The 19952-nt window shown below is 72.2% G+C and carries 16 protein-coding genes; 8 read left to right on the top strand and 8 right to left on the bottom strand.

Annotation, left to right across the window (positions count from 1 at the left end):
- Positions 1 to 128 precede the first annotated feature (128 nt).
- A complete protein-coding gene (gene bla, locus ACZ6SD_RS05510; RefSeq protein ID WP_465315692.1) occupies positions 129 to 1046 on the top strand; it encodes a class A beta-lactamase in 918 nt (305 codons plus the stop codon).
- A 22-nt stretch (positions 1047 to 1068) separates the two neighbouring features.
- Positions 1069 to 2067 (top strand): glycosyltransferase, encoded by a 999-nt coding sequence (locus ACZ6SD_RS05505; protein ID WP_465315691.1) that lies wholly within the window; start codon positions 1069 to 1071, stop codon positions 2065 to 2067.
- Positions 2068 to 2097: 30 nt separating this feature from the next.
- Here ACZ6SD_RS05505 and ACZ6SD_RS05500 read toward each other — a convergent pair whose 3' ends face one another.
- Positions 2098 to 2595 (bottom strand): FBP domain-containing protein, encoded by a 498-nt coding sequence (locus ACZ6SD_RS05500; protein WP_465315690.1) that lies wholly within the window; start codon positions 2593 to 2595, stop codon positions 2098 to 2100.
- Positions 2596 to 2675: 80 nt separating this feature from the next.
- Here ACZ6SD_RS05500 and ACZ6SD_RS05495 point away from each other — a divergent pair, with 80 nt between their 5' ends.
- On the top strand, positions 2676 to 3257 hold the full coding sequence (locus tag ACZ6SD_RS05495; protein WP_465315689.1) for a TetR/AcrR family transcriptional regulator: 582 nt from the start codon (positions 2676 to 2678) through the stop codon (positions 3255 to 3257).
- Between the two features lie 226 nt (positions 3258 to 3483).
- Positions 3484 to 4902: an argininosuccinate synthase gene (gene argG, locus ACZ6SD_RS05490; RefSeq protein WP_465315688.1), complete on the top strand. Its 1419-nt coding sequence runs from the start codon at positions 3484 to 3486 to the stop codon at positions 4900 to 4902.
- Positions 4903 to 4984: 82 nt separating this feature from the next.
- Here argG and ACZ6SD_RS05485 read toward each other — a convergent pair whose 3' ends face one another.
- The 3 genes from ACZ6SD_RS05485 to ACZ6SD_RS05475 all read right to left on the bottom strand — a co-directional run bounded on the left by ACZ6SD_RS05485 (position 4985) and on the right by ACZ6SD_RS05475 (position 10541).
- Complete coding sequence (locus ACZ6SD_RS05485) at positions 4985 to 9106, bottom strand: caspase, EACC1-associated type (protein ID WP_465315687.1); 4122 nt, start codon at positions 9104 to 9106, stop codon at positions 4985 to 4987.
- 101 nt (positions 9107 to 9207) lie between these two features.
- Positions 9208 to 9729, bottom strand: a complete 522-nt coding sequence (locus ACZ6SD_RS05480; protein WP_465315686.1) for an OsmC family protein — start codon at positions 9727 to 9729, stop codon at positions 9208 to 9210.
- A gap of 137 nt (positions 9730 to 9866) precedes the next feature.
- A complete protein-coding gene (locus ACZ6SD_RS05475; protein WP_465315685.1) occupies positions 9867 to 10541 on the bottom strand; it encodes a helix-turn-helix transcriptional regulator in 675 nt (224 codons plus the stop codon).
- Positions 10542 to 10705: 164 nt separating this feature from the next.
- Between ACZ6SD_RS05475 and folE the strand changes: the two genes are divergently transcribed.
- Together folE and ACZ6SD_RS05465 are read left to right on the top strand one after the other, a co-directional pair.
- On the top strand, positions 10706 to 11257 hold the full coding sequence (folE, locus tag ACZ6SD_RS05470) for a GTP cyclohydrolase I FolE (RefSeq protein ID WP_465315702.1): 552 nt from the start codon (positions 10706 to 10708) through the stop codon (positions 11255 to 11257).
- A 62-nt stretch (positions 11258 to 11319) separates the two neighbouring features.
- On the top strand, positions 11320 to 11967 hold the full coding sequence (locus tag ACZ6SD_RS05465; RefSeq protein WP_465315684.1) for a dienelactone hydrolase family protein: 648 nt from the start codon (positions 11320 to 11322) through the stop codon (positions 11965 to 11967).
- A gap of 12 nt (positions 11968 to 11979) precedes the next feature.
- On the opposite strand, the gene ACZ6SD_RS05460 is transcribed toward ACZ6SD_RS05465, so the two are convergent.
- The 3 genes from ACZ6SD_RS05460 to ACZ6SD_RS05450 all read right to left on the bottom strand — a co-directional run bounded on the left by ACZ6SD_RS05460 (position 11980) and on the right by ACZ6SD_RS05450 (position 16436).
- Entirely contained in the window at positions 11980 to 13101 is a 1122-nt protein-coding gene (locus ACZ6SD_RS05460) for a DUF6801 domain-containing protein (protein ID WP_465315683.1), read from the bottom strand.
- A gap of 183 nt (positions 13102 to 13284) precedes the next feature.
- On the bottom strand, positions 13285 to 14733 hold the full coding sequence (locus ACZ6SD_RS05455; RefSeq protein ID WP_465315682.1) for an ATP-binding protein: 1449 nt from the start codon (positions 14731 to 14733) through the stop codon (positions 13285 to 13287).
- On the bottom strand, positions 14730 to 16436 hold the full coding sequence (locus tag ACZ6SD_RS05450) for an NAD(P)/FAD-dependent oxidoreductase (protein WP_465315681.1): 1707 nt from the start codon (positions 16434 to 16436) through the stop codon (positions 14730 to 14732). Before ACZ6SD_RS05450 ends, ACZ6SD_RS05455 begins: the two co-directional genes overlap by 4 nt.
- Positions 16437 to 16819: 383 nt before the next feature.
- Here ACZ6SD_RS05450 and ACZ6SD_RS05445 point away from each other — a divergent pair, with 383 nt between their 5' ends.
- A complete protein-coding gene (locus ACZ6SD_RS05445) occupies positions 16820 to 18184 on the top strand; it encodes an FAD-dependent oxidoreductase (RefSeq protein ID WP_465315680.1) in 1365 nt (454 codons plus the stop codon).
- Positions 18181 to 19131 (top strand): terpene synthase family protein, encoded by a 951-nt coding sequence (locus ACZ6SD_RS05440; RefSeq protein WP_465315679.1) that lies wholly within the window; start codon positions 18181 to 18183, stop codon positions 19129 to 19131. The genes ACZ6SD_RS05445 and ACZ6SD_RS05440 overlap by 4 nt, the downstream gene beginning before the upstream one ends.
- On the opposite strand, the gene ACZ6SD_RS05435 is transcribed toward ACZ6SD_RS05440, so the two are convergent.
- On the bottom strand, positions 19119 to 19658 hold the full coding sequence (locus ACZ6SD_RS05435) for an EF-hand domain-containing protein (RefSeq protein ID WP_465315678.1): 540 nt from the start codon (positions 19656 to 19658) through the stop codon (positions 19119 to 19121). The two genes, ACZ6SD_RS05440 and ACZ6SD_RS05435, sit on opposite strands and share 13 nt — an antisense overlap.
- Positions 19659 to 19952 lie beyond the last annotated feature (294 nt).

Raw genomic sequence — 19952 nt, 5'->3', positions numbered from 1 at the left:
CTCCGCACGTGTGAGGCCGAAGGCATCCCACCCGTCTTTCACACGGCGATCTTCCTTCGTAGGGGCCCCGAAGAAACCACTCCACCCCATCGAGCGCACCCCCGAGCCAGCCACCACGAGAGCCCCCAGTGACACGCCCCATCACCCGCCGCACCCTCCTCACCACAACACCACTCCTACCACTGGCCGCATGCACCCAAGGGCCATCCCAAAAAGCACCCCCAGCACCCCCAGCACCTCCAACAACCCCACCACCCTCCACCAAAGAAACCCACCACACCCTCACAGAACTGGAACACAAGTTCACCGCCCGCCTAGGCGTCTACGCACTCAACACCGCCACCGGCACCACAATCACCCACCGCCCCGACGACCGCTTCGCCTTCTGCTCAGCCTTCAAAGCACTGGCAGCGGCCGCCATCCTGCACCACAACCCACTGTCCCATCTGGACACAATCATCAAATACTCCACTACCGACCTAATGAAACACTCCCCCATCACCGCAAAACATGTCACCACCGGCATGACCATCCGCGACCTCTGCGACGCCGCGATCCGCTTCAGTGACGGCACCGCAGGCAATCTCCTGCTCCGCGACCTCGGCGGCCCACCCGCGCTCACCGAGTACGTTCGCAGCCTCGGCGACACAGTCACCCGCATGGACCGAACCGAGCCCGCCATCACCGAAGCCACTCCCGGCGATCCCCGGGACACCAGCTCCCCCCGCGCGTTCGGCTCCACCTATCACCGAATCCTGCTGGGCGACGCGCTCCCCACCGACAAGCGCGATTTCCTCCTCGACCTCCTGGATCGCGGCGTCGCGGGCGCCGACCGTATTCGGGCGGGGGTGCCGAAGGACTGGCCCGTGGCGCACAAGAGCGGGACCGGCGATTACGGCACCCTCAACGACTTCGCCGTCGTGCGACCGCCGAACGCCGCTCCTCTGGTCGTTTCGATCATGTCCAGCAAAGCCGACCGCGACGCCGATTCCGATCCCGCTCTGCTCGCCGAGGCCGCCGCGTACCTGGTGTCCGCGCTGACGTAGGCGCCCAGGTAGGTTCGACCGCATGCGCGTGCTGTTCGCCAGCCTGGGGTCGGTCGGCCACACCTACCCGCTGATCCCGTTGGCGATCGCGGCGCGGGAAGCCGGGCACGAGGTTCACTTCGCGGTGGGTGAAGAGGTGCACGAGCCGTTGTCAGCCAATGGGTTGCGGCCTTTTCGTCCCGCGAACGCGTTCTACGAGATTTACGCCGAAGACCTCGAACCGGAACTGGCGCGGCTGCGGCCGGACCTCGTCGTCCACGAGTGGGGGCTGCCGGGCGCCGCGGTGGCCGCGCACCGCGCGGGGATTCCCGGGCTGTGGCACGGTTTCGGCCGCATGTTCCCCGAGGGCATCGGCCTCCAGCCGCCCACGGCGACCGCGGGCCTGCCCGCGGTCCCGCACCTCGACATCTGTCCACCTTCGTTGCAGGACAAGGACTTCCTCGCCACCGAGGAACGGATCGAGCTGCGGCCCGTCCCGTTTCCGACTCCGGCCCCCAGCGGCGCGCGCGGCGCCAAGCCGCTGGTCTACCTGACGCTCGGCACCGCGTTCGGGACGCCCGCGCTGCTGGCCACGGCCATCGAGGGGCTGGCGCGGCTGGACGCGCAGATCGTGGTCGCCGCGGGCCGGGTGCCGGTGGGGAGCCTGGGCGACCTGCCGGACAACGTCTTCGCGCAGACCTGGGTGCGGCAGTCGGACCTGCTGCCGCGCGTCGATGTGGCCGTGCACCACGGTGGCAGCGGCACAACGCTCGGCGCGCTCGCCGTCGGCGCCCCGCAATTAGTCCTGCCGCAGGGCGCCGACCAGTTCGCCAACGCCGAGGCCGTGCGAGCGGCGGGCGCGGGCCTGCGCCTGCTCCCCGCCGAGTTCAGCGCGGACGCCGTCACCGAGCACGCCCGGAAGCTGTTGCCCCGGACCGGAAACCCCGACTACCGCGCCGCGGCCCAGGTGATCGCCGACGAGATCGCCCGGATGCCCGCGCCAGCCGAGGTGGCCCGCCGACTCCCGGACTACGCCGCCTGATTCACCGCGCTCAGCCCCGAATCACTACGGTCAAGCGCCCATCACCTTGTCCAGGAACGCGGCCAGGTTCGCCGTGGTTCGGTCGATCTGCTCTGCCAGGGTGAGTGACTCGCGGAGCCTGCCGCCGGGCTCGACCTCCTTCTTTCCGCGCAGGTAGAGCGAGCAGGCCAAATCGGCGCACAGGTAGGAGCCCACGGAGTTGCCCTGTTGCCCGGACTGCCCCGCCCGGCGCGCGGTCATCAGCGCGACGCCGCCGCCCGGGTGCGTGGTCAGGCACAGCGCGCACATGCTCCGCCGGGCACGCCCGCCCTGCGCGGTCGCCTGCCGCAGCGCCACGCCGACCAGCCGGTCGCCGGACTCGGCGACCAGGTAGGCCCGCTGCGGGGCGGCCGGGTCGCGCCAGCCGAGGAAGTCCAGGTCGTCCCAGGGCTGGGCGGCTAGATCCTTGGGCACGGCCAGCCGCTTCGCCTCGCCCTTGGTGCAGTTGACGAAGGACGCGCGGAGGTCGCGCTCGGCTATCGGTTTCATAGGCAACACGCTACCTCGCCTAGGGGTGACGAGCGACTAATTATGTAATATCCTAGGCACCCTAGGAAGGAAGGTGACAGATGGCCCGTGCGGGATTGACCGCTGAGCGCCTGGTCCAGGCGGCGGCGGACTTGGCCGACGAGATCGGCTTCGAGCAGGTGACCGCCGCCGCCCTGGCGCGGCGCTTCGAGGTCAAGGACGCGAGCCTGTACGCGCACGTCAAGAGCGTGCGGGAGCTGAAGGCGCAGGTCGCGGCGCTCGCCCTGGCCGAACTCGCCGACCGGGTCGCCACCGCGCTGGCGGGCCGCGCGGGCAAGGACGCCCTGGTCGCCTTCGCCAACGCCTACCGCGACTACGCCCGCGAGCACCCCGGACGCTACGCCGCGATGCGCATGGACCTCGCCCCGGAGTCCGCCGGGGCGGACGCGGCGCGGCGGCATTCGGCGATGACCCGAGCGCTGCTGCGCGACTACCGGCTGTCCGAGCCCGACCAGACCGACGCCGTGCGCCTGCTGCACGGCGCCCTCCACGGCTACGCGAACCTGGAGGCGTCCGGCGGCATGGGCCACCACCCGCGCTCGCTGGACGCCTCGTGGTCGCGGGCTTTGGACGCCCTCGACGTCGCTCTCCGAAACTGGCCCGCCACCGAAGCGAACGAATAATTATACGAAGGAAACCACCCGAGAAACGCATTCCCAGCGGCCCACGGATTTTCCGGCCGTAAATCAAAACCCTTGGACAGAGCCCAATCCGCCGCGCGCTGTCCTCAATGCACTGTCGTCCGGCCCGCGTGACCCGCGTTACGCGGAATCCGGACGCACGGCACGGTGTACGGTCGCCGCCTGCCCCGCCACCGCGCGAACCAGGGCCGTTCACTACGCTGAGCGCATGTCGAAGGTCCTCAGTGAACTTCCGGTCGGCGAGCGCGTCGGTATCGCGTTCTCCGGCGGGTTGGACACCTCAGTCGCTGTGGCGTGGATGCGCGAACGCGGCGCCATCCCCTACTCCTACACCGCCAACATCGGCCAGTACGACGAGCCGAACCTCGACGCCGTGCCCGACCGAGCGCTCGCGTACGGGGCCGAGGAGGCGCGCCTGGTCGACTGCCGCACGGCCCTGGTCGAGGAAGGTCTCGCCGCGCTGGCGTGCGGTGCGTTCCACCTGCGCTCCGCCGGGCAGACCTACTTCAACACCACCCCGCTCGGCCGCGCGGTGGTCGGGACCCTGCTGGTCCGCGCGATGCGCGCCGACGACGTCTCCATCTGGGGCGACGGGTCCACCTTCAAGGGCAACGACATCGAGCGGTTCTACCGCTACGGCCTGCTCGCCAACCCGAGCCTGCGGATCTACAAGCCCTGGCTCGACCGGGCGTTCGTCGAGGAACTCGGCGGCAGGCACGAGATGTCGGTGTGGCTGGAGCAGCGCGATCTGCCCTACCGTGACTCTGCGGAGAAGGCGTACTCGACCGACGCGAACATCTGGGGCGCCACGCACGAGGCCAAGCGGCTGGAGCACCTCGACACCTCGATGGAGATCGTGTCGCCGATCATGGGTGTCGCGTTCTGGGACCCCGAGGTCGAGATCCAGACCGAGGACGTCACCGTGGAGTTCGCCCAGGGGCGGCCGGTGGCCATCAACGGGCAGGCGTTCGACTCGGCGGTCGACCTGGTGATGGCGGCCAACAGCATCGGCGGCAGGCACGGGCTCGGCATGGCCGACCAGATCGAGAACCGCATCATCGAGGCCAAGAGCCGCGGCATCTACGAGGCTCCGGGCATGGCGCTGCTGCACATCGCCTACGAGCGGCTGCTCAACGCCATCCACAACGAGGACACCGTGGCCACCTACCACGTCGAGGGCCGCCGTCTCGGGCGGCTGCTCTACGAGGGCCGCTGGTTCGACCCGCAGGCGCTCATGCTGCGCGAGAGCATGCAGCGCTGGATCGGTTTCCCGGTCACCGGCAGCGTCACGCTGCGGCTGCGCCGAGGGCAGGACTACACGATCCTCGACACGCAGGGCCCGGAGCTGAGCTACCACCCGGAGAAGCTGTCGATGGAGCGCAGCGCCGACCCGGCGTTCAGCCCCGGCGACCGCATCGGCCAGCTCACCATGCGCAACCTCGACATCGCCGACTCGCGCAGCAAGCTGGAGCAGTACGCGGCGCACGGCCAGCTCACCGCCTGGGACGGGCTCATCGGCGAGCTGCCCCCGGGCGGGGCCGCGGCCATCGCCCAAGCCGACCACGAGGGCGAGGCGGCCGAGCCCGACGCGCTCGACCGCGCCGCGATCGAGTCCGGCGCCGACTAAGTCCCGGCGCCCGTAGCCGACAAACACCGGCTCCCCTTCGGTTTCCGAGGGGGAGCCGGTGTTTTGTCGTGCCGGGGGCGGATTACGGCGGTGGGGCGAGGCGGTCGGCGAGGACGTCGAAATGGCGCTGCGCCGACCACGCCGCGCGGTCGCCGATGACGTAGAGCCTGCGTTTGGCGCGGCTGGCGGCGACGTTGAGCAGGTTGGGCTTGCTCGCCGCCCAGCGGCGGGAGCCGGGGCGGCGGGGATCGCCGCCGAGGACGAGGATCACGATGTCCGCCTGCTTGCCCTGGGCGACGTGGATCGTGCCCGCCACTAGGCCGGGGTAGTCGCTTCTGCGCTTGCGCACCTCGTCGGCGACCTCGCGGAACGGGGCGATCACCAGCACCTCGGACATGTCGAACGACGACTCGGCGAGGAAGGCGAGGATCTTGCCGAGCCAGTCGCCCTCGGCGGGAATCCAGTGCCCCCGGGCCTTCTCGGCCTTGACGTCGATCCACTTCGACTCGGGCAGCTTCGGGTGCCGCTCGGCGAAGGCCCGCGCCTGGCCGGTTCCGGTGGCGTGGATCATCAGGCCGTCGTAGGCGATGTCGTTGGCGATGCCGAACATCGGCTCGTCGCACCGGCGGTGCACGCTCAGCGGCGTCCCCACCCAGATTTCGCCGTCCTCTGTAGACAGTGCGGTGCCCAACGGGGAGAGACGGTCGGCCAGCCGCTGCACGGATGTGCGGCGGGTGAGCCACTGCTCGTCCACGCCGAGTTCGTCGCGAATGGACTGTTCGGCGCGCAGCGGCACCGTCGTGATCGGTTCGAGTTGCAGCGGGTCGCCGACGATCACCGCGCGCTTGGCCCGCCAGAGCGCGCCGACGGCGCTCTGCGGGGTCGCCTGCCCCGCCTCATCGATCAGCAGCCAGCCCAGCGCGCCGTGGCGCAGGTGGGCGAACATGCGGGCGAACGAGGAGAACGTGGTCGAGACCACCGGGACCACCAGGAACAGCGCCTGCCACGCGGCCAGCGCCGCGTCCTCGGCCACGTCTTGCGGGGCCTCGCCGGAGAGGATGTCCATGGCGCCGTGCAGGGTCTGCCGCATCTTGTGCGCGTTGTGCCCCAGGAAAGCCTTGTGCAGCCGCAGCGCGGCCAGGAACGTCTCGGTGCGCGCGGTGTTCCACTGGGGGTCGGTCCACAGGGCGGTCAGCTCACGGCGGCGGCGGTTGGTGAACCAGTCCTCGTCGGGAAAGTGCTCGCCCAGCGAGGCTTGCGCCAGCGCCAGGGTGTTCAGCAGCGCGTCCAAGTCGCTTTCGGCGCGTTGGGCCGCGAACCCCAACCGGTCCACGGCCCCAGCCGCGGCGGAGACCTCGTTCACCAGCCCGGCCACCGCGGCCCGCGCCGCGCTTTCCGCCTGCTCGGCGGCCGCGACCTCGGCGGCCAGGTGGTCGTCCAGGCTCTGCCACTCCCGCAGCTTCCTGCCCCAGGAAACCAGCCATTGCAGGAATCCCGGCCGGAACCGCTGGTGCTCGGTGCGCTTGGCCAGCCGGTTGCCCCGTTCGGCCTGCCAGGCCACGGCGGCGTTCTGGGCTTCGGCGAGCCGCGCGCGCACGGTGTCGTGGTGCTGTCGGGCGGTGGCGACGTCCTGATGGGCTTGCCGAACCCGGTCCTCGGCCTGCGCTTTCCCGCACACGGCTTGGAAAACGCGGTCGCGCTCGGCGGCGACCGATTCCGCGCGCTTGAGCACCCGGCGGAAGTCGGCCACCGCGTCCGACCAGGACTGCCGCGGCGGGAACTCGGCGTAGTCCTTGAGGATCGCCAGCAGACCGGACTTGGCGTGGTCGGGCCTGCCGCCCTCGGCAGCACCGCGCGGCGCGGGGGCCTTGCGGTACCAAAACGCCTCGGTGAAGCGGCCCCGGTTGGCCTTGTTGCCCAGGCGCGCGGCCAGCAGCGCCCACGCGGAGTCCGCCGTCGACTCGTCAGCGGATTCCCGGGAGTCCTTGGCCGCGGCGAGCAATGCCGAGCCGACGCCGGTGAAGTAGTCCAGGCTCTCGGCTTGCGCGGGCCATGGCTCATCGATGGCCGCCCGGCCCGGGATCTCGTCGGTCACGTTCTCCACCGCGCCGTTGTTGGCCGACGCGACGACCATCTCGAACCCGGTCAGCTCGGGGCGCAACTGGTGGATCACCCGCGAGTAGTCGCCGACCTTCCACCCGCGCGCCTTACCGGCGAACGCGTCGTCCGGCTTGGCCAGCTCCGCCAGCGCGCGGGCCCGCTCCACGACCAGCGCGGCGACCAGGTCGCGCAGCATCGTCGTCTTGCCCGTGCCCGGCGGCCCGTTGACCGCGACGATCGGGTCGTCGCCGTCGCGGCCGCTCACCGCGCTGTTCACGGCCAGCTGCTGCCCGAGCGCCAGCGACCGGGTCGGGTCGCTCGGCCACCGGCCCAGCGGGACGCGCGCGGGCGCGGCGGCCATGAGCACCTCGGCCAAGCGCTTGCGCACGTCCACCCGCCGCCCCCGGTCGAGTTCGGCGTCCGGCCGCAGGTACTCCGCCAGCGCGCGGCCCGTCTCGCCTTCGCGGACCGCGGCGGCGACGGCCGCCAGGTCCTCGGCGATCATGCTGTTGACGAACTCGGTCCCGTCGGTGCTGGTGGCGTTGCGCTGGGAAACGATCTGGCTGTGCACGCGGATCTCGCCGTGCGGCACGGCCTCGCCCAGGCGCACGAGGTCCTCGGCGACCCGGAAGCAGGCGGCGAGCGTCCGCTCCCCGAGCACGTCCGTCAGCTCGGACAGGTCGTCGCCGTCGCGGCGCGCTTCCCGCACGGCGTCGGGGTCGGGGACCACCAGCCGCTCGAACAGGTCCGCGAACTCAGCGGTGGTCTCATCGAACCCGCTGAGCCAGCCCGGGGTGTCCGGCCCGGGGCTCAACGTCCGGCCGGTCGCCCAGGCGCACCCGGACAGCACCTGGGAGTCCAGCAGGGGGCGGCCGTCCGCGGTGACCACGAACGAGGCCAAGGCGCTTTCCCCCGACTGGCGGTCGTCGTGGCTGTTCTCGTCGGCGGGGAAAACGGCGCGCAGGACGTCGAACATCGGCTCCAAGCGGTGCACTCCCAGGTACACCACGTGCCGCCAGGTCTGCCGCTCGGTCAACCGGTGCCGCCGGGTCAGCGGGTGCCCCGGCTCCCACGGCAGCGGCTTGCCCGGCTCCACGACGGACACCAGTTTGCGCGGGTCCGCCTTGGGCGCCTTGCCCGGGCTGAACAGCTCGACGGCGCTCCAGAACTCGATGATGCGCGCCCGGTCCTCGTCCGGTCCCAGGCTCGGCCGCAGGCCAGCCGTCACCGGGCGCTGCCTGCGAACCGGCGTCACCGGTCGCGAGACCGCCGCCTGGGCAAGCACTTCCGCCAACGGGCTCGCACTGCTGCGCACCGGCGGCGGGGGTGGCGCGGCGTTGACGGCCGGGGCGTCCTCCACCGCGCCGGACCGGCCCGTGCCGCGCACGAGCACGACCCGGTTGGCGCTGTTCGTCGCCCGGCGCTGCGGCGCGGGCAGGCCGAGCCCGGTCAGCTCGGCCCGCACGTGCTCGTAGACCTCTTCCAAGGTCAGCGGCCCGGGTTCGGCCAGCGCCCGCAGCAGGGCGGCGGTGAACGCGGTCCGGTCGGCCCCCGGCGGGGCGTGCGAGGGGTCAGTCGCCGGACTGGAGGTGAGCGTGTAGGTGCCGCTGAAGTCGAGTTGGCCCGCGACCAGACTGTCCGGGGCGGCCATCGCGGCGATGGCGCGGCCGGAGAAGCAGCAGTCGAGGATCAGCACCCTGGCCCGGGCGCGGGCCTGGCCGAGGTCCTGCTTGATCCGCGAGACCGGGACGCCGGTGTAGCCGAGGTTCCACTGCTCGGTGTCGGTGAGCCCGAGGTGCAGGCTCCCGTCGTCGTCCAGCAGGCCGTGGCCCGCGTAGTAGACGACCAGCAGGTCCGTGGCCTCCCCGGCGGCCCGGCTCAGCGCCGTGCCGACCCCGGCCATGGTGGCGGGCCGGTCGAGCCCCTCGACCAGGCAGTGCTCGGGGCTGACCAGGCCGCCGGACGGGTCGGTCAACGCGTCCCGCAACGCCCGGAGATTCCCCCGCACGGCGGGAATCTCCGGCAGCTCCGGCGACTGGTAGTCGCTCGCGCCGATCAGCACGACGCGCGACGATCCACTTGCGGGAAGCCAGGGCTGGGTCATCGCACCAGGCCCCACCGAGGGCGCAACACCATGATCCGCATCATGCCAGCGGTCTCGTTCGCCCGGGAGCGGATTCCGGACACGCGGCTACCGCAGGGCGATCACGCCAAGGCGATGTCGACCGGAACCGCGGTGCCGAGCGTGTGGCCGACCGGGGAAGTGCGGGTGACCTTGGCGTGCAGGGCCTCGATGTCCGCGCGCGGGGCCGGGGACTCGATCCGGACCTTCGCGGTGATCGAGTCGAAGCCAGCGTGGCCTTCGGCGAGGCCGAGGAACACCCGCAGGTCGATGTCGCCCTTGAGGTCGATCACCAGCTTGTCGATCGCGATCCCGGCCACCGTCGCGTTCGCCGCGTAGCCCACCGCGAGGCAGTTGCCCAGCGCGCTCAACAGCTGTTCGACGGGATTCGCGGCGGTGTCCCCGCCGCCGAGCGCGGCAGGCTCGTCCGAGGGCGTCGGCGCGAACCCGCGCACCCGCGCCTCGGACTGGAACCCGCCTTTCCAGGTGACGTGCGCCGCCCAGGTGGTCTTGGCCTTGGCGTCGTCGGCCTGAATCGCGGCGACGAGATTTCCGACCGCCTCGATATTCACCGCGTTCAGGGCGTGCTGCGCTTCCACGGTCATCTGTTTCTCCTTCTGCGGGGGTGGCGAACGCCCCTCACCATGCCCGCGGGCGGCGGGAATGGCGACGGCAACCGCACTGTGGAAGCAGGTGACGGGAGGAACCGCTCGTGGTAGCGGCAGGGACCGAGGTCGACCGGTCAGGCGGGAGCGGACTGGTCGACGCGGACGCAGCAGTGGCCGGGTCGGGGGGCGAGGCGGGCGGTGCGGTCGGTGGCGGCGAGGCCGTCGAGGACGCCGCCGACCAGGCACAGGTTCATCCCGCAGACCAGTTCGGTGTGCCGCTGGGCGAGGCTGTGGAACGGGCAGTTGCCCAGCACCACCGCGGTTCCCTCGGCCCGGGGCGCGAAGCCCAGGGACCGCAGCGCGTCCATCAGCGCGGCGCCGCGGGCCGCCGCGCCGAGGTCGCGGCCGAGGTCGCGGGCAAGCCGGTGCAGGACGGCGCGGACCGGCTCGCCGGTGGCGTGGGACTCCTGGCAGGCGTCGGCGAGCAGGCGGGCGGCGAGTTCGTAGCGCTGCTCGGGCAGTGAGACGTCGATCCGCGCTGCCGAGCGGCGGTACAGCTTCGCGGGGCGGCCCGCGCCGGGGCCGCTGCGGCCGGTGCGGCGCTCGTAGACGACGTCGAGCAGCCCTTCCGCGACCAGTTTGTCCAGGTGGAAGGCGACCGTGGTGCGCGCGGCCCCGACCGCGGCCGCGGCGTCGTCGCGGCTCACCGGGGCCGGGTGGTCCACCACGAACTCGTACAGCCGCCGCCGGGTCGGCTCGTCGAGCGCGGCGACGGCGGAGACGCGCGCGGCCCAGGCTTCGTCGGCCATTCTAAAATCCACCTTCGTTGACGAAATGTCGGGAGGGCTTCTAAGGTTAGCCTGAGTTGTCGATAGAAGGAGGACTCGTGACCGCAGAGGCGCCCAGCGTCCACCCGACGGAGTGGCCAGCCGACTTCCCGGCGCTCACCCCGCCCTCCCGGGCCCACGGGGACATCGACCTCGACGCCGCGGGCCGGGCCGTGGCCGATCTGCTCGTCGCCCTCGGCCGGGCCCCGGGCGCCGAGCACCTGGCCGACACCCCCCGGCGCGTCGCGCACGCCTACGCCGAGATGCTCACGCCCCGCGAGTTCACCCTGACGACGTTCCCGAACGACGAGGGCTACGACGAGCTTGTGCTGGCCCGCGACATTCCCGTGCAGTCGCTGTGCGAGCACCACCTGCTGCCGTTCCATGGCGTCGCCCACGTCGGCTACCTGCCCGGCGAGCGCATCCTCGGCCTGTCGAAGCTCGCCCGCGTGGTGGAGCTGTTCGCCCGCGACCTGCAGGTCCAGGAGCGGCTGACCAAGCAGGTGGCCGACTGGCTGCTGACCCGGCTCGCGCCGCGCGGCGTCGGCGTGGTGATCGAGGCAGAGCACCTGTGCATGTCCCTGCGCGGGGTGCGCGCCACCGGGTCCAGCACGGTGACCTCGACCCTGCACGGCGCGCTGCGGGAGGACGCCCGGTCGCGGCAGGAGTTCTTCGCCCTGGCGGGCCTGCGCGGCTGAGGCCGCAAGGGTTTTCCGCGCCCCTGGGCGGGTAGGCCGATCGGACGACCGAGGGAGGCGGGATGGCCACCGTCGAGATCCCCACCGCGGGCGCGCGGCTCGCCGCGGCCGTCACCGTGCCCGCCGACGCCGTGGGCTTGGTGCTGTTCGCCCACGGCAGCGGCAGTTCACGGCACAGCCCCCGCAACCAGGCCGTCGCCGCCACGCTCACCCGGCACGGGCTGGCCACGGTGCTGATGGACCTGCTCACAACGGCCGAGGAACGCGTGGACGCGGTGGACCGGCGGGCGCGCTTCGCCGTCGACATGCTCGCCGACCGGCTCATTGGCGCCGTCGACTGGCTCATGGGCCAGCCCGACACCAGGGACCTGCCAGTCGGCCTGTTCGGGGCCAGCACCGGCGCGGGCGCGGCGCTGATCGCCGCCGCGGCCCGGCCGGACGCCGTGCGGTCGGTGGTGTCCCGGGGCGGACGACCGGACCTGGCGGGCCCGGCGCTGCCCGGGGTGCGCGCGGCGACCTTGCTCATCGTCGGGGACCGCGACCCGGAGGTGCTCGACCTCAACCGCCGCGCCCTCGCCGCGCTCACCGCGCCCGCCGAGCTGCGCACTGTCCCCGGCGCCACGCACCTGTTCGAGGAACCAGGGACCCTGGACGAGGTCGCCAGCCTGGCCGCCGAGTGGTTCACCCACCACCTCGGCGGAAACCGTTGACAGCGCTGGAACCTACGCGCCCGCGGCGGTGAGGCTGAGGGTGTTCCCCGGACCGGACAGCAGGTTGTTCAGGAAGCCGGTGTGCGGGCCGCAGCCGGTGAAGGCGGGAATGGCGTAGTCACCGCTCAACGGACCGCCGTCGGCCAGGGTGAAGCCGGGACCGGAAGTGACAGTGAGCGTGGTGGGCGCGGTCTGGCAGTCCGCGTCGGCGCGGATGAGCGGGACGCCGAGCACCGCGAGATCGGTGACCTTGACCGTCAGCGGCGCCTCAGCGCGCAGGACGCCGTCGCGGAACTGGCCCTTGACGGGCCCGCTCTGTGCCAAGTGGATGGTGGCGGTGGCGGGAAAGAGCCCCAGAAAAGCGAAGTCGGCCCGGACCGGCTCATCGAGCCGAAGCGCGCCGGTCACCGAGTCGTCGGCGTGGTCGAGGTCGGCGACCAGCGTCCCCGGCCCGGTGGCCGCCTCGACGCCGGGCCGCGCGAGCCGGGTGCTGCCGGAGACGGCCAACTCGGCGTGCTCGACGCGCGGCAGGACGTCAAGCCAGTGCCAGGGCTCGAAGTACGGGACGAAGATGCAACTGGTGTGCACGACGCCCAGGCTGGTGAGGGAGCCGTCAGCCTTGCGCGGGGTGAACCTGAAACCGAAACCGCCCTGGTGGACGGCGGGTCGCCTGCCGGGAGCGGGCATGGTGATCGGCCGCAGGGAACCCGCCCCCGACCACGGTTCCCGCACGGCCGAGTCGAGCGGCAGGCCGGTCACCGACCAGGTCGCGGGCGTGTACTTGTCCGGGCCGGTGCCGCCGTCGAGGTAGAAGGACACGTCCGCGGTGGCGTCCACCGTCGTCGCGCCCACCCGGAGGAACTCGGCGGCGAACTCATCGATGCGCGCCGACGCGGTGAACGGCGTGGGCCGAGTCGGCACCTCCGCGTAGGCGAGATCGGGGAAATCCAGGGAAATCTCGATACTCGTCCGGTATTTCGCCGTCTCGTCGCTGGAGAGCCTGCACGTGCTGCCCAACGGCCTCGTCACGGTGGTCGCGTCGGCTATCGCGGCGCCCGTCACGGCAAGCGCGCTCGCCGTCGAGACCGTGACCAGGAAACCCGCGAACGCTCTGCGCGCCTTCGTCAACCGCATGTGCTCTCCCCAGTGTTGGACGGCCCCGACGTCGCCGCGAACATAGCCTTTTCGGGAAATGCCCTCCAGAAACAAGGCGGGCATTTCGGAAAATGCCCACCCACCGCTAACCAGGGGCAGGTGAAGATGGCACGCGATGACAAACGCCGAATACGGCGATCGGCGTATCGCGCGGCATTCGGCCTATCGCGCGGCGAGCCCTTCGGTGGGCGGCGGGGCGGCGAGGGGCAGCCACACCTGGAACCGGGTGTCACCGGGGACGGACTCGAACCTCAGGTCCCCGTGGTGCTTGTCGACCACGATGCGCCAGGAGATGTCCAGGCCGAGGCCGGTGCCCTCGCCGACCGGCTTGGTGGTGAAGAACGGCTCGAAGACCCGGCTCGCGGTCTCGGGCGGGATGCCCGGACCGGTGTCGCCGATCTCGACCACCGCGAAGCCGTTCCGCTGGAACGTGCGCACGGTCAGGGTGCCGGAGCCGCCCATGGCGCCGATCGCGTTGTCGATCAGGTTGGTCCACACCTGGTTGAGCTCGGCCGCGTACCCGGCCAGCGGCGGCAGCGCGCGGTCGTAGTCCTTCACGACCCGCACGTCGTCGCCGATTTTGCGGCCGAGCATGACCAGGGTGGAGTCGAGCAGGTCGTGCACGTCGACCTCCTGGAACGGCGCCCGGTCGAGCTGCGAGTACTGCTTGGCCGCGCCGACCAGCGTCGACACCCGGGTGGTCGCGTCCTCGATCTCGCTCATCAGCGACTCGGTCTCCACCGTGTAGGCCAGCCAGCGCACGGCCGCCTCGGTGACCGAGCCTGGGCACAGGGCGGCGGCCTCGGCCAGCCACTCGACATCGAGCCCGGCCGCGACCAGGGTGGGCGCGAGGTCCCAACCGCCCGCGACGCCGTACTCGTCGAGCCAGTCGGCGACCTCGTCCTCGCGGTCGCTGGTCTCCATCGGCCCGAGCTTGGGCGCCGTCGCGACCCGCTCCACCGCGCTTTCCTGAAGCTTCACCAGGGCGGGCAGGGTGGCCGGGTCGATCGCGCCGTCGGCGAGCATGGCGAGCTTGTGCCGCATCCCGGCGACGCGTTCGCGCAGCGCGCCGGTCGCCCGCACCGCGGCGGCGGCCGGGTTGTTCAGCTCGTGGGTCAGCCCGGCCGACAGCGCGCCCAGGGCCAGCAGCCGCTCCCGCTGGCCGACCGTCGCCTCGGCGTTCCGCATCCCGAAGAACAGCCCCTCCAGCAGGTGCATGGCCATCGGGAACCAGGCGCGGACGACGTGGCCGAAGTCCGCGGCGGGGAGCCGGTAGAACCGCGTGTCGGTGATCGACTCGACGGTCATCTGGTAGATCGTCTTCGACGCGACGTCGGCTTCCAGGTACGCCTGGGTGGCGCCGAAGTACGCGCCGCGGTGGTCGGTGCGGTTGACCTCGACGCGGGCGCCGCCGATGGTGCGGCAGAGCGCGACCGTGCCGTCGAGCAGCACGGAGAAGAACTCGGCCGGGTCGCCCTCGCGGAGCACGCACGTGCCCGCGGCGGCGTGCTCGACCTGGCCGTGCTCGGCCAGCCAGGCAAGCTGGTCGGCGTCGAGGCGCTCGAACAGGAACAACTCGCCTAGCTCGTCCGCCGTCAGTCGCTCCGTCATGACACCTCCAGATAACGGTGGACCAGGGTGACGGCCATCGCGCCCTCGCCGACCGCGGAGGCGACCCGCTTGACCGACGTCGCGCGCACGTCGCCCGCGACGAACACGCCCGGCACGCTCGTCTCCAGGTGGTAGGGGGCGCGGTCGAGCGGCCAGCCCGCCGGGGCGGCCCCCTCGGCGACCAGGTCCGGCCCGGCGAGCACGAAGCCGTGCTTGTCGCGGGCGAGGGTGCCCGCCAGCCAGTCCGTTCGCGGCGCTGCGCCGATGAAGGCGAACAGCCAGGAGGCGGGCACGGTCGTCGTCTCGCCCGTCTGGTTGTCGCGCAGCGTCAGCGTCTCCAGGTGGTCCTCGCCAGAGCCCGCGACGACCTCGGTGTGGCCGCGCACCTCGATGTTGTCCACCCCGGCGATCTGGTCGATCAGGTAGCTCGACATGGACTGCTCCAGCGACGGGCCGCGCACCAGCAGCACGACCTGGCTGGCGTGCTTGGCGAAGTGCATGGCGGCCTGGCCAGCGGAGTTGGCCCCGCCGACGAGGTAGACGACCTGCCCGGCGCAGTGCGGCGCCTCGGTGGTCGCCGCGCCGTAGAACACGCCGCGCCCGGCCAGCCGGTCCAGCCCCGGCGCGGCGAGCATCCGGTAGGACACGCCGGTGGCCAGCAGGACGGTGTGCGCGGCCAGTTCGCTGCCGTCCTCGAACCGCACCACCCGCGCCGAGCCGCGCGCCTCCAGCGCCACCACGTCGCGCGTGGTGAGCATCTCGACGCCGAACTTCTGCGCCTGCCTGCGGGCGCGCTCGGTGAGCTGCCCGCCGGAGACGCCGTCCGGGAAGCCCAGGTAGTTCTCGATCCGGCTGCTGGTGCCCGCCTGCCCGCCGGTGGCCATCCGCTCCACCAGGACGGTCCGCAGCCCCTCCGAGCCGCCGTAGACCGCCGCGCCCAACCCTGCGGGCCCGCCGCCGACCACGATCAGGTCGTAGAAGTCCGCCGACGGCCGCGTGGTGAGCCCGACCCGGCCCGCCAACTCGGTGTCCGAGGGCTGCACCAGCGCGTCGCCGTCCGCGGTCACCACCACCGGGAGCTTGGCGCCGTCCTGGCCCGCGGCCTCCAGCAGCCGAGCGGCCTCGGCGTCGGCGCCGTCAAGGGCGTGCCAGCGGAACGGGACGGAGTTGCGGGCCAGGAAGTCGCGCACCTCATACGACCGCGGCGACCAGCGGTGCCCGATCACCTTGACCTGCCGCTGCGGCTGCCGGTCGGTCACCGACCAGGCCCGCAGCAGCTCGTCGAGCACGGGGTAGAGCTTCTCCTCCGGCGGGTCCCACGGCTTGAGCAGGTAGTGGTCGAGGTCGACCACGTTGATCGCGGCGATGGCCGCGTCGGTGTCGGCGTAGGCGGTCAGCAGCACCCGGCGGGCGTGCGGGAATAGGTCCATCGCCGCCTCAAGGAACTCGATGCCGTTCATCTGCGGCATCCGGTGGTCGGCGAGCAGCACGGCCACCTCCTCGCCGCGCAGCTTGATCTCCCGCAGCGCGGCCAGCGCCTGCTCCCCCGACTCCGCCCGCACGATCCGGTAGTGCTCGCCGTACTGCTTGCGCAGGTCGCGGGCCACCGCCCGGGACACGCCGGGGTCGTCGTCCACGGTGAGGATCGAGGGCCGCGCGGCCCGGGCGGACTCGGTTGCCTGCGGTGGCGTGGGTGGCGTCATGGCACCAGTGTGCGTCAGCGGCGCCGTCCACTGCCGACACCCCGGTGTGACCCTCGCCCCGCGCGGAGTCCGTCCGCGCGGACCGGCTCCGCGCCCCCGTTCAGCGGACCGCCGAACAGCTCATCGGGCCCGGTGGGACCCGCTCCCGCGGGCAGTGGGCCCGCCGCCGCTGCTCCAAGCGGGTTGGACCGCTACTGGATCGGCCCAACCTGTGCCACGGTTGCGTTATGCGGGGGGTAGTCGAGGCGGCTGGAGCGCCAGTGCCGCCAGAGTCGTCGGCGGCAGAGTCGTCCGGGTCGTCTGGGTCGTCCGGGTCGTCTGAGTCGTCGCCGTCAAGGTCGGCAGAGTCGGCGCGGCCGGGGTCGCTGTCGTCGCGCTCGGCGGTGCGGGGCCGGTGGCCGCGCCGGGCCGCCCGGGGGCGCGCGCGGTGGCGGCACGCGGTCGTGGTGGGCGCCGGGTTCGCCGGGCTGTCGGCCGCCCGGGTGCTGGCCGACCGGTTCGAGCGGGTCACCCTGGTGGAGCGGGACACCCTCGACGCGGACACCGAATACCGCAGCGGCGTCCCGCAGGCCCGGCACACGCACGCGCTGCTCGCCCGCGGCGCGGCCATCTTGGAGGAGCTGTTCCCTGGGCTGCGGGCCGAACTCGCCGGGCGGGGCGCGCCGGTGTTCGACCTCGGCGAGTCCGGGCGGCTGCTGCTGCCCACCGGCTGGGCGCCGCGCGGCGCCATCGGCGTTCCGATCCAGAGCGTCACCCGGGTCGCGCTGGAGGCGGGCATCCGCCGCCGGGTCATGGCGAATCCGGCGGTCACGGTCCTGGGCGGCGTGCGCGTCGAGGGGCTGTGCTGGGACGGCGACCGGGTCACCGGGGTGCGCGGCGGCGGGCGGACGATCGAGGCGGACCTGGTGGTCGACGCCAGCGGCCGGACGTCCACGCTGACCACCGACGCGTTGGCCGAAGCCGGGCGCCCGCCGCAGACCGAGCGCGTCGTGCGGGGCGATTTGTCTTACAGCTCAAGGCTTTTCCGGGTGCCCGCGGACTTCCACGCCGACTGGACCGCGACCGCGTGCATCACCTACGCGCCCGCCGCCCGCCGGGGCGCGGTCGTCTTCCCGGTCGAGGGCGGGCGGTGGCTGATCACCCTGATCGGCGCGGGCGGGGAGATCACCCCGGCCGACGACGCGGGATTCCTTGCCTACGCCCAATCCCTGCCCAACCCGCACATCGCGGCCAGCGTCGCCGCGGCCGAGCCGGTCGCCCCGCTGTACCGGGCCGTCAAGCTGAACAACCGGTGGACCCTGTTCCACCGGGCGCCGCGCTGGCCCGAGCGCCTGCTGTGCGTCGGCGACGTCGTGTGCGCGCTGAACCCGGTGTACGGGCAGGGAATGACGGTCGCGGCGATGCAGGCGCTGGCCCTGCGCGGCCTGCTCGACGACCACGCCCGGCGCGGCGACCTGACCGGTCTGGCGCGCCGGTTCCAGCGCCGGGTCGCGCGGGACCTGCGGCTGCCCTGGCTGATGGCGACCAGCTCGGACCTGGCCTGGAACCTGGACGAGGCGGCGGCGCACACCCGGCTCGCGCACTGGTACTTCGACCGGGTGCTCGACCTGATCCCCGGCGACCGCGACCTGTTCCGGCGCTTCTACCTCACCGCCCACATGGCGGCGAGCCCCGCGGCTCTGCTGCACCCCCGGGTCGTGGCGGCCATCGTGGCGATCTCGTTGCGGCGACTGGGAAGCGCGGCATGACCGGTCCCGTCGGCTCCTGCGTGCGCCCGCCGCAGGAGGTCCCGGAGACAGTCGCCCCCGACTGGCGCGCGGCCGCGGACGGCCACGTGGCCTGGATTCGGCTGCGCGACCTGGTGCCCGGGCGGGAAATCCACCGCTACCAGGCGCAGGAGCTGTGGAAGCTCATCGCCTACAGCTACCCGGACGCGCGCGGCGCGGCCCGGCTGCTCCTCATGGATATCCTCGGCTGGTTCACCGTCTTGGACGACCACTTCGACGGTCCGCGCGGCCACGACCCGGAACAGGCCCGCGCCCTGGTCGACCTGCTGGTGGACGACCCGGCCGACGCCCCAGCCGACCTACGGTCCGCCGCGATTCTCACCGCATGGCAGGACATTCGCCGCCGCCAGCGCCTCGGCATGTCCGACGCGTGGGCGCGGCGGACGGCGGCCGAGTGGGCGCTCTGCCTGGACACGTTCGTCACCGAGGCCCGCCACCGCGCCGACGGGACGCTGCCCACACCGGAGGAGGCTGTTCCGCTGCGCCGCCACGCGAGCTGCCTGTATCCGTTCATGAGCATGCTCGAACGCGTGCGCGGCGCGGAGCTGCCAGACGAGGTGCATGCCGACCCCGCGTTCCACCGGCTGCGCGCGCACACCGCCGACGCCGCCACCCTGATCAACGACGTGTTCTCGCTGCGGCGGGAGGAGGAGCGCGACAGCCCGTTCAATATGGTCGTGGTCCTCCAGCGCCACCAAGGCGGCGACCGGGCCGCCGCGCTGGCCGAGGTGCGCGCCCGCATTCAGGATCTGTGCCGGAAAAGCGACGCGCTGCGGGACAGTCTCAGCCGCGACTATCCGGAGCAGAGCTGGTACCTACGGCGCACCGCGCGGCTGGTCGACGGCGTGCACCGGTGGAGCAGCACCACGTTCCGCTACCACCACACGGCGACCGGTCACCCGAACTGAGCGACCGGGGCGGTGGCGTCGGTGTCCAGGTAGAAGTCCCGGATGAGCGCGCTGAGCTCGGCGCTGGTGATGAACCCGTCGCCGTCGCCGTCCAGGTCGCGGAAAACCCCCGCGATGTCGACGTCGCCGAAGCCGGCCACGGTCAGGTAGTCGCCGAACTCCTGCTCGTCCAGCCTGCCGTCGCCGTTCTCGGCCACCACCCCCACGATGGCGTCCGCGACCGGCTGCGCGACCCGCGACCACGGCTCGCTGGCGACGTCTTGGGGAAACCCGAGGAACAGGTCGATGTACTCCTCACGGGAGATCCGCCCGACGCTGTCGATCTCGGCCTGGTTGCGCAGCCACTCCCACAGCCCGTAGAACCGCTTCTCCAGCGTCTCGTGCCGCTCGGTGCCCGAGTCGGCGAACCGGGTGTTGAGGCGGTCGATGAACTGCTTCCAGTCCCGCCATTCCAGGTAGCCGCTGCGCGTCACATCGAGGGCGTCGAACTGGCTTTCGATCCGGCGGCGGATGTCTTCGAGGGGCATGGGCACTCCCGGGGTGTCACGAGGCGTGAGCGTGGCTAAACCCAACACGGCGGGGGAACCTTCCGCGCAGGGGGAAGCCACAGTAGTGCACGGTAAAGCACCCACCCCCGATCTTCACCCGATCGAGGCTTTCGTGACAGTGAGTAGCGGCGCGCTGCCCGCAGTGGTGGACCGCATCACCCAGCGTCATGACCGCCAGGACGAGCAGCCCGGCCCTTTCCCGATCGCGGCGCCGGTCTCGCGGATATGACTCCCCAGTTGAGGGTTTGCGCGAGTTGTCCTGCCGTTTCTTCT

It is taken from the genome of Actinokineospora sp. NPDC051303 (assembly GCF_055586285.1).
This window is presented reverse-complemented; position numbering and strand designations above follow the sequence as displayed.

Coding starts and splice junctions, on each gene's coding strand:
- ACZ6SD_RS05505 (WP_465315691.1), top strand. CDS start 1,069: ATGCGCGTGCTGTTCGCCAGCCTGGGGTCGGTCGGCCACACCTACCCG.
- ACZ6SD_RS05500 (WP_465315690.1), bottom strand. CDS start 2,595: ATGAAACCGATAGCCGAGCGCGACCTCCGCGCGTCCTTCGTCAACTGC.
- ACZ6SD_RS05495 (WP_465315689.1), top strand. CDS start 2,676: ATGGCCCGTGCGGGATTGACCGCTGAGCGCCTGGTCCAGGCGGCGGCG.
- argG (WP_465315688.1), top strand. CDS start 3,484: ATGTCGAAGGTCCTCAGTGAACTTCCGGTCGGCGAGCGCGTCGGTATC.
- ACZ6SD_RS05485 (WP_465315687.1), bottom strand. CDS start 9,106: ATGACCCAGCCCTGGCTTCCCGCAAGTGGATCGTCGCGCGTCGTGCTG.
- ACZ6SD_RS05480 (WP_465315686.1), bottom strand. CDS start 9,729: ATGACCGTGGAAGCGCAGCACGCCCTGAACGCGGTGAATATCGAGGCG.
- ACZ6SD_RS05475 (WP_465315685.1), bottom strand. CDS start 10,541: ATGGCCGACGAAGCCTGGGCCGCGCGCGTCTCCGCCGTCGCCGCGCTC.
- ACZ6SD_RS05465 (WP_465315684.1), top strand. CDS start 11,320: ATGGCCACCGTCGAGATCCCCACCGCGGGCGCGCGGCTCGCCGCGGCC.
- ACZ6SD_RS05460 (WP_465315683.1), bottom strand. CDS start 13,101: ATGCGGTTGACGAAGGCGCGCAGAGCGTTCGCGGGTTTCCTGGTCACG.
- ACZ6SD_RS05455 (WP_465315682.1), bottom strand. CDS start 14,733: ATGACGGAGCGACTGACGGCGGACGAGCTAGGCGAGTTGTTCCTGTTC.
- ACZ6SD_RS05450 (WP_465315681.1), bottom strand. CDS start 16,436: ATGACGCCACCCACGCCACCGCAGGCAACCGAGTCCGCCCGGGCCGCG.
- ACZ6SD_RS05440 (WP_465315679.1), top strand. CDS start 18,181: ATGACCGGTCCCGTCGGCTCCTGCGTGCGCCCGCCGCAGGAGGTCCCG.
- ACZ6SD_RS05435 (WP_465315678.1), bottom strand. CDS start 19,658: ATGCCCCTCGAAGACATCCGCCGCCGGATCGAAAGCCAGTTCGACGCC.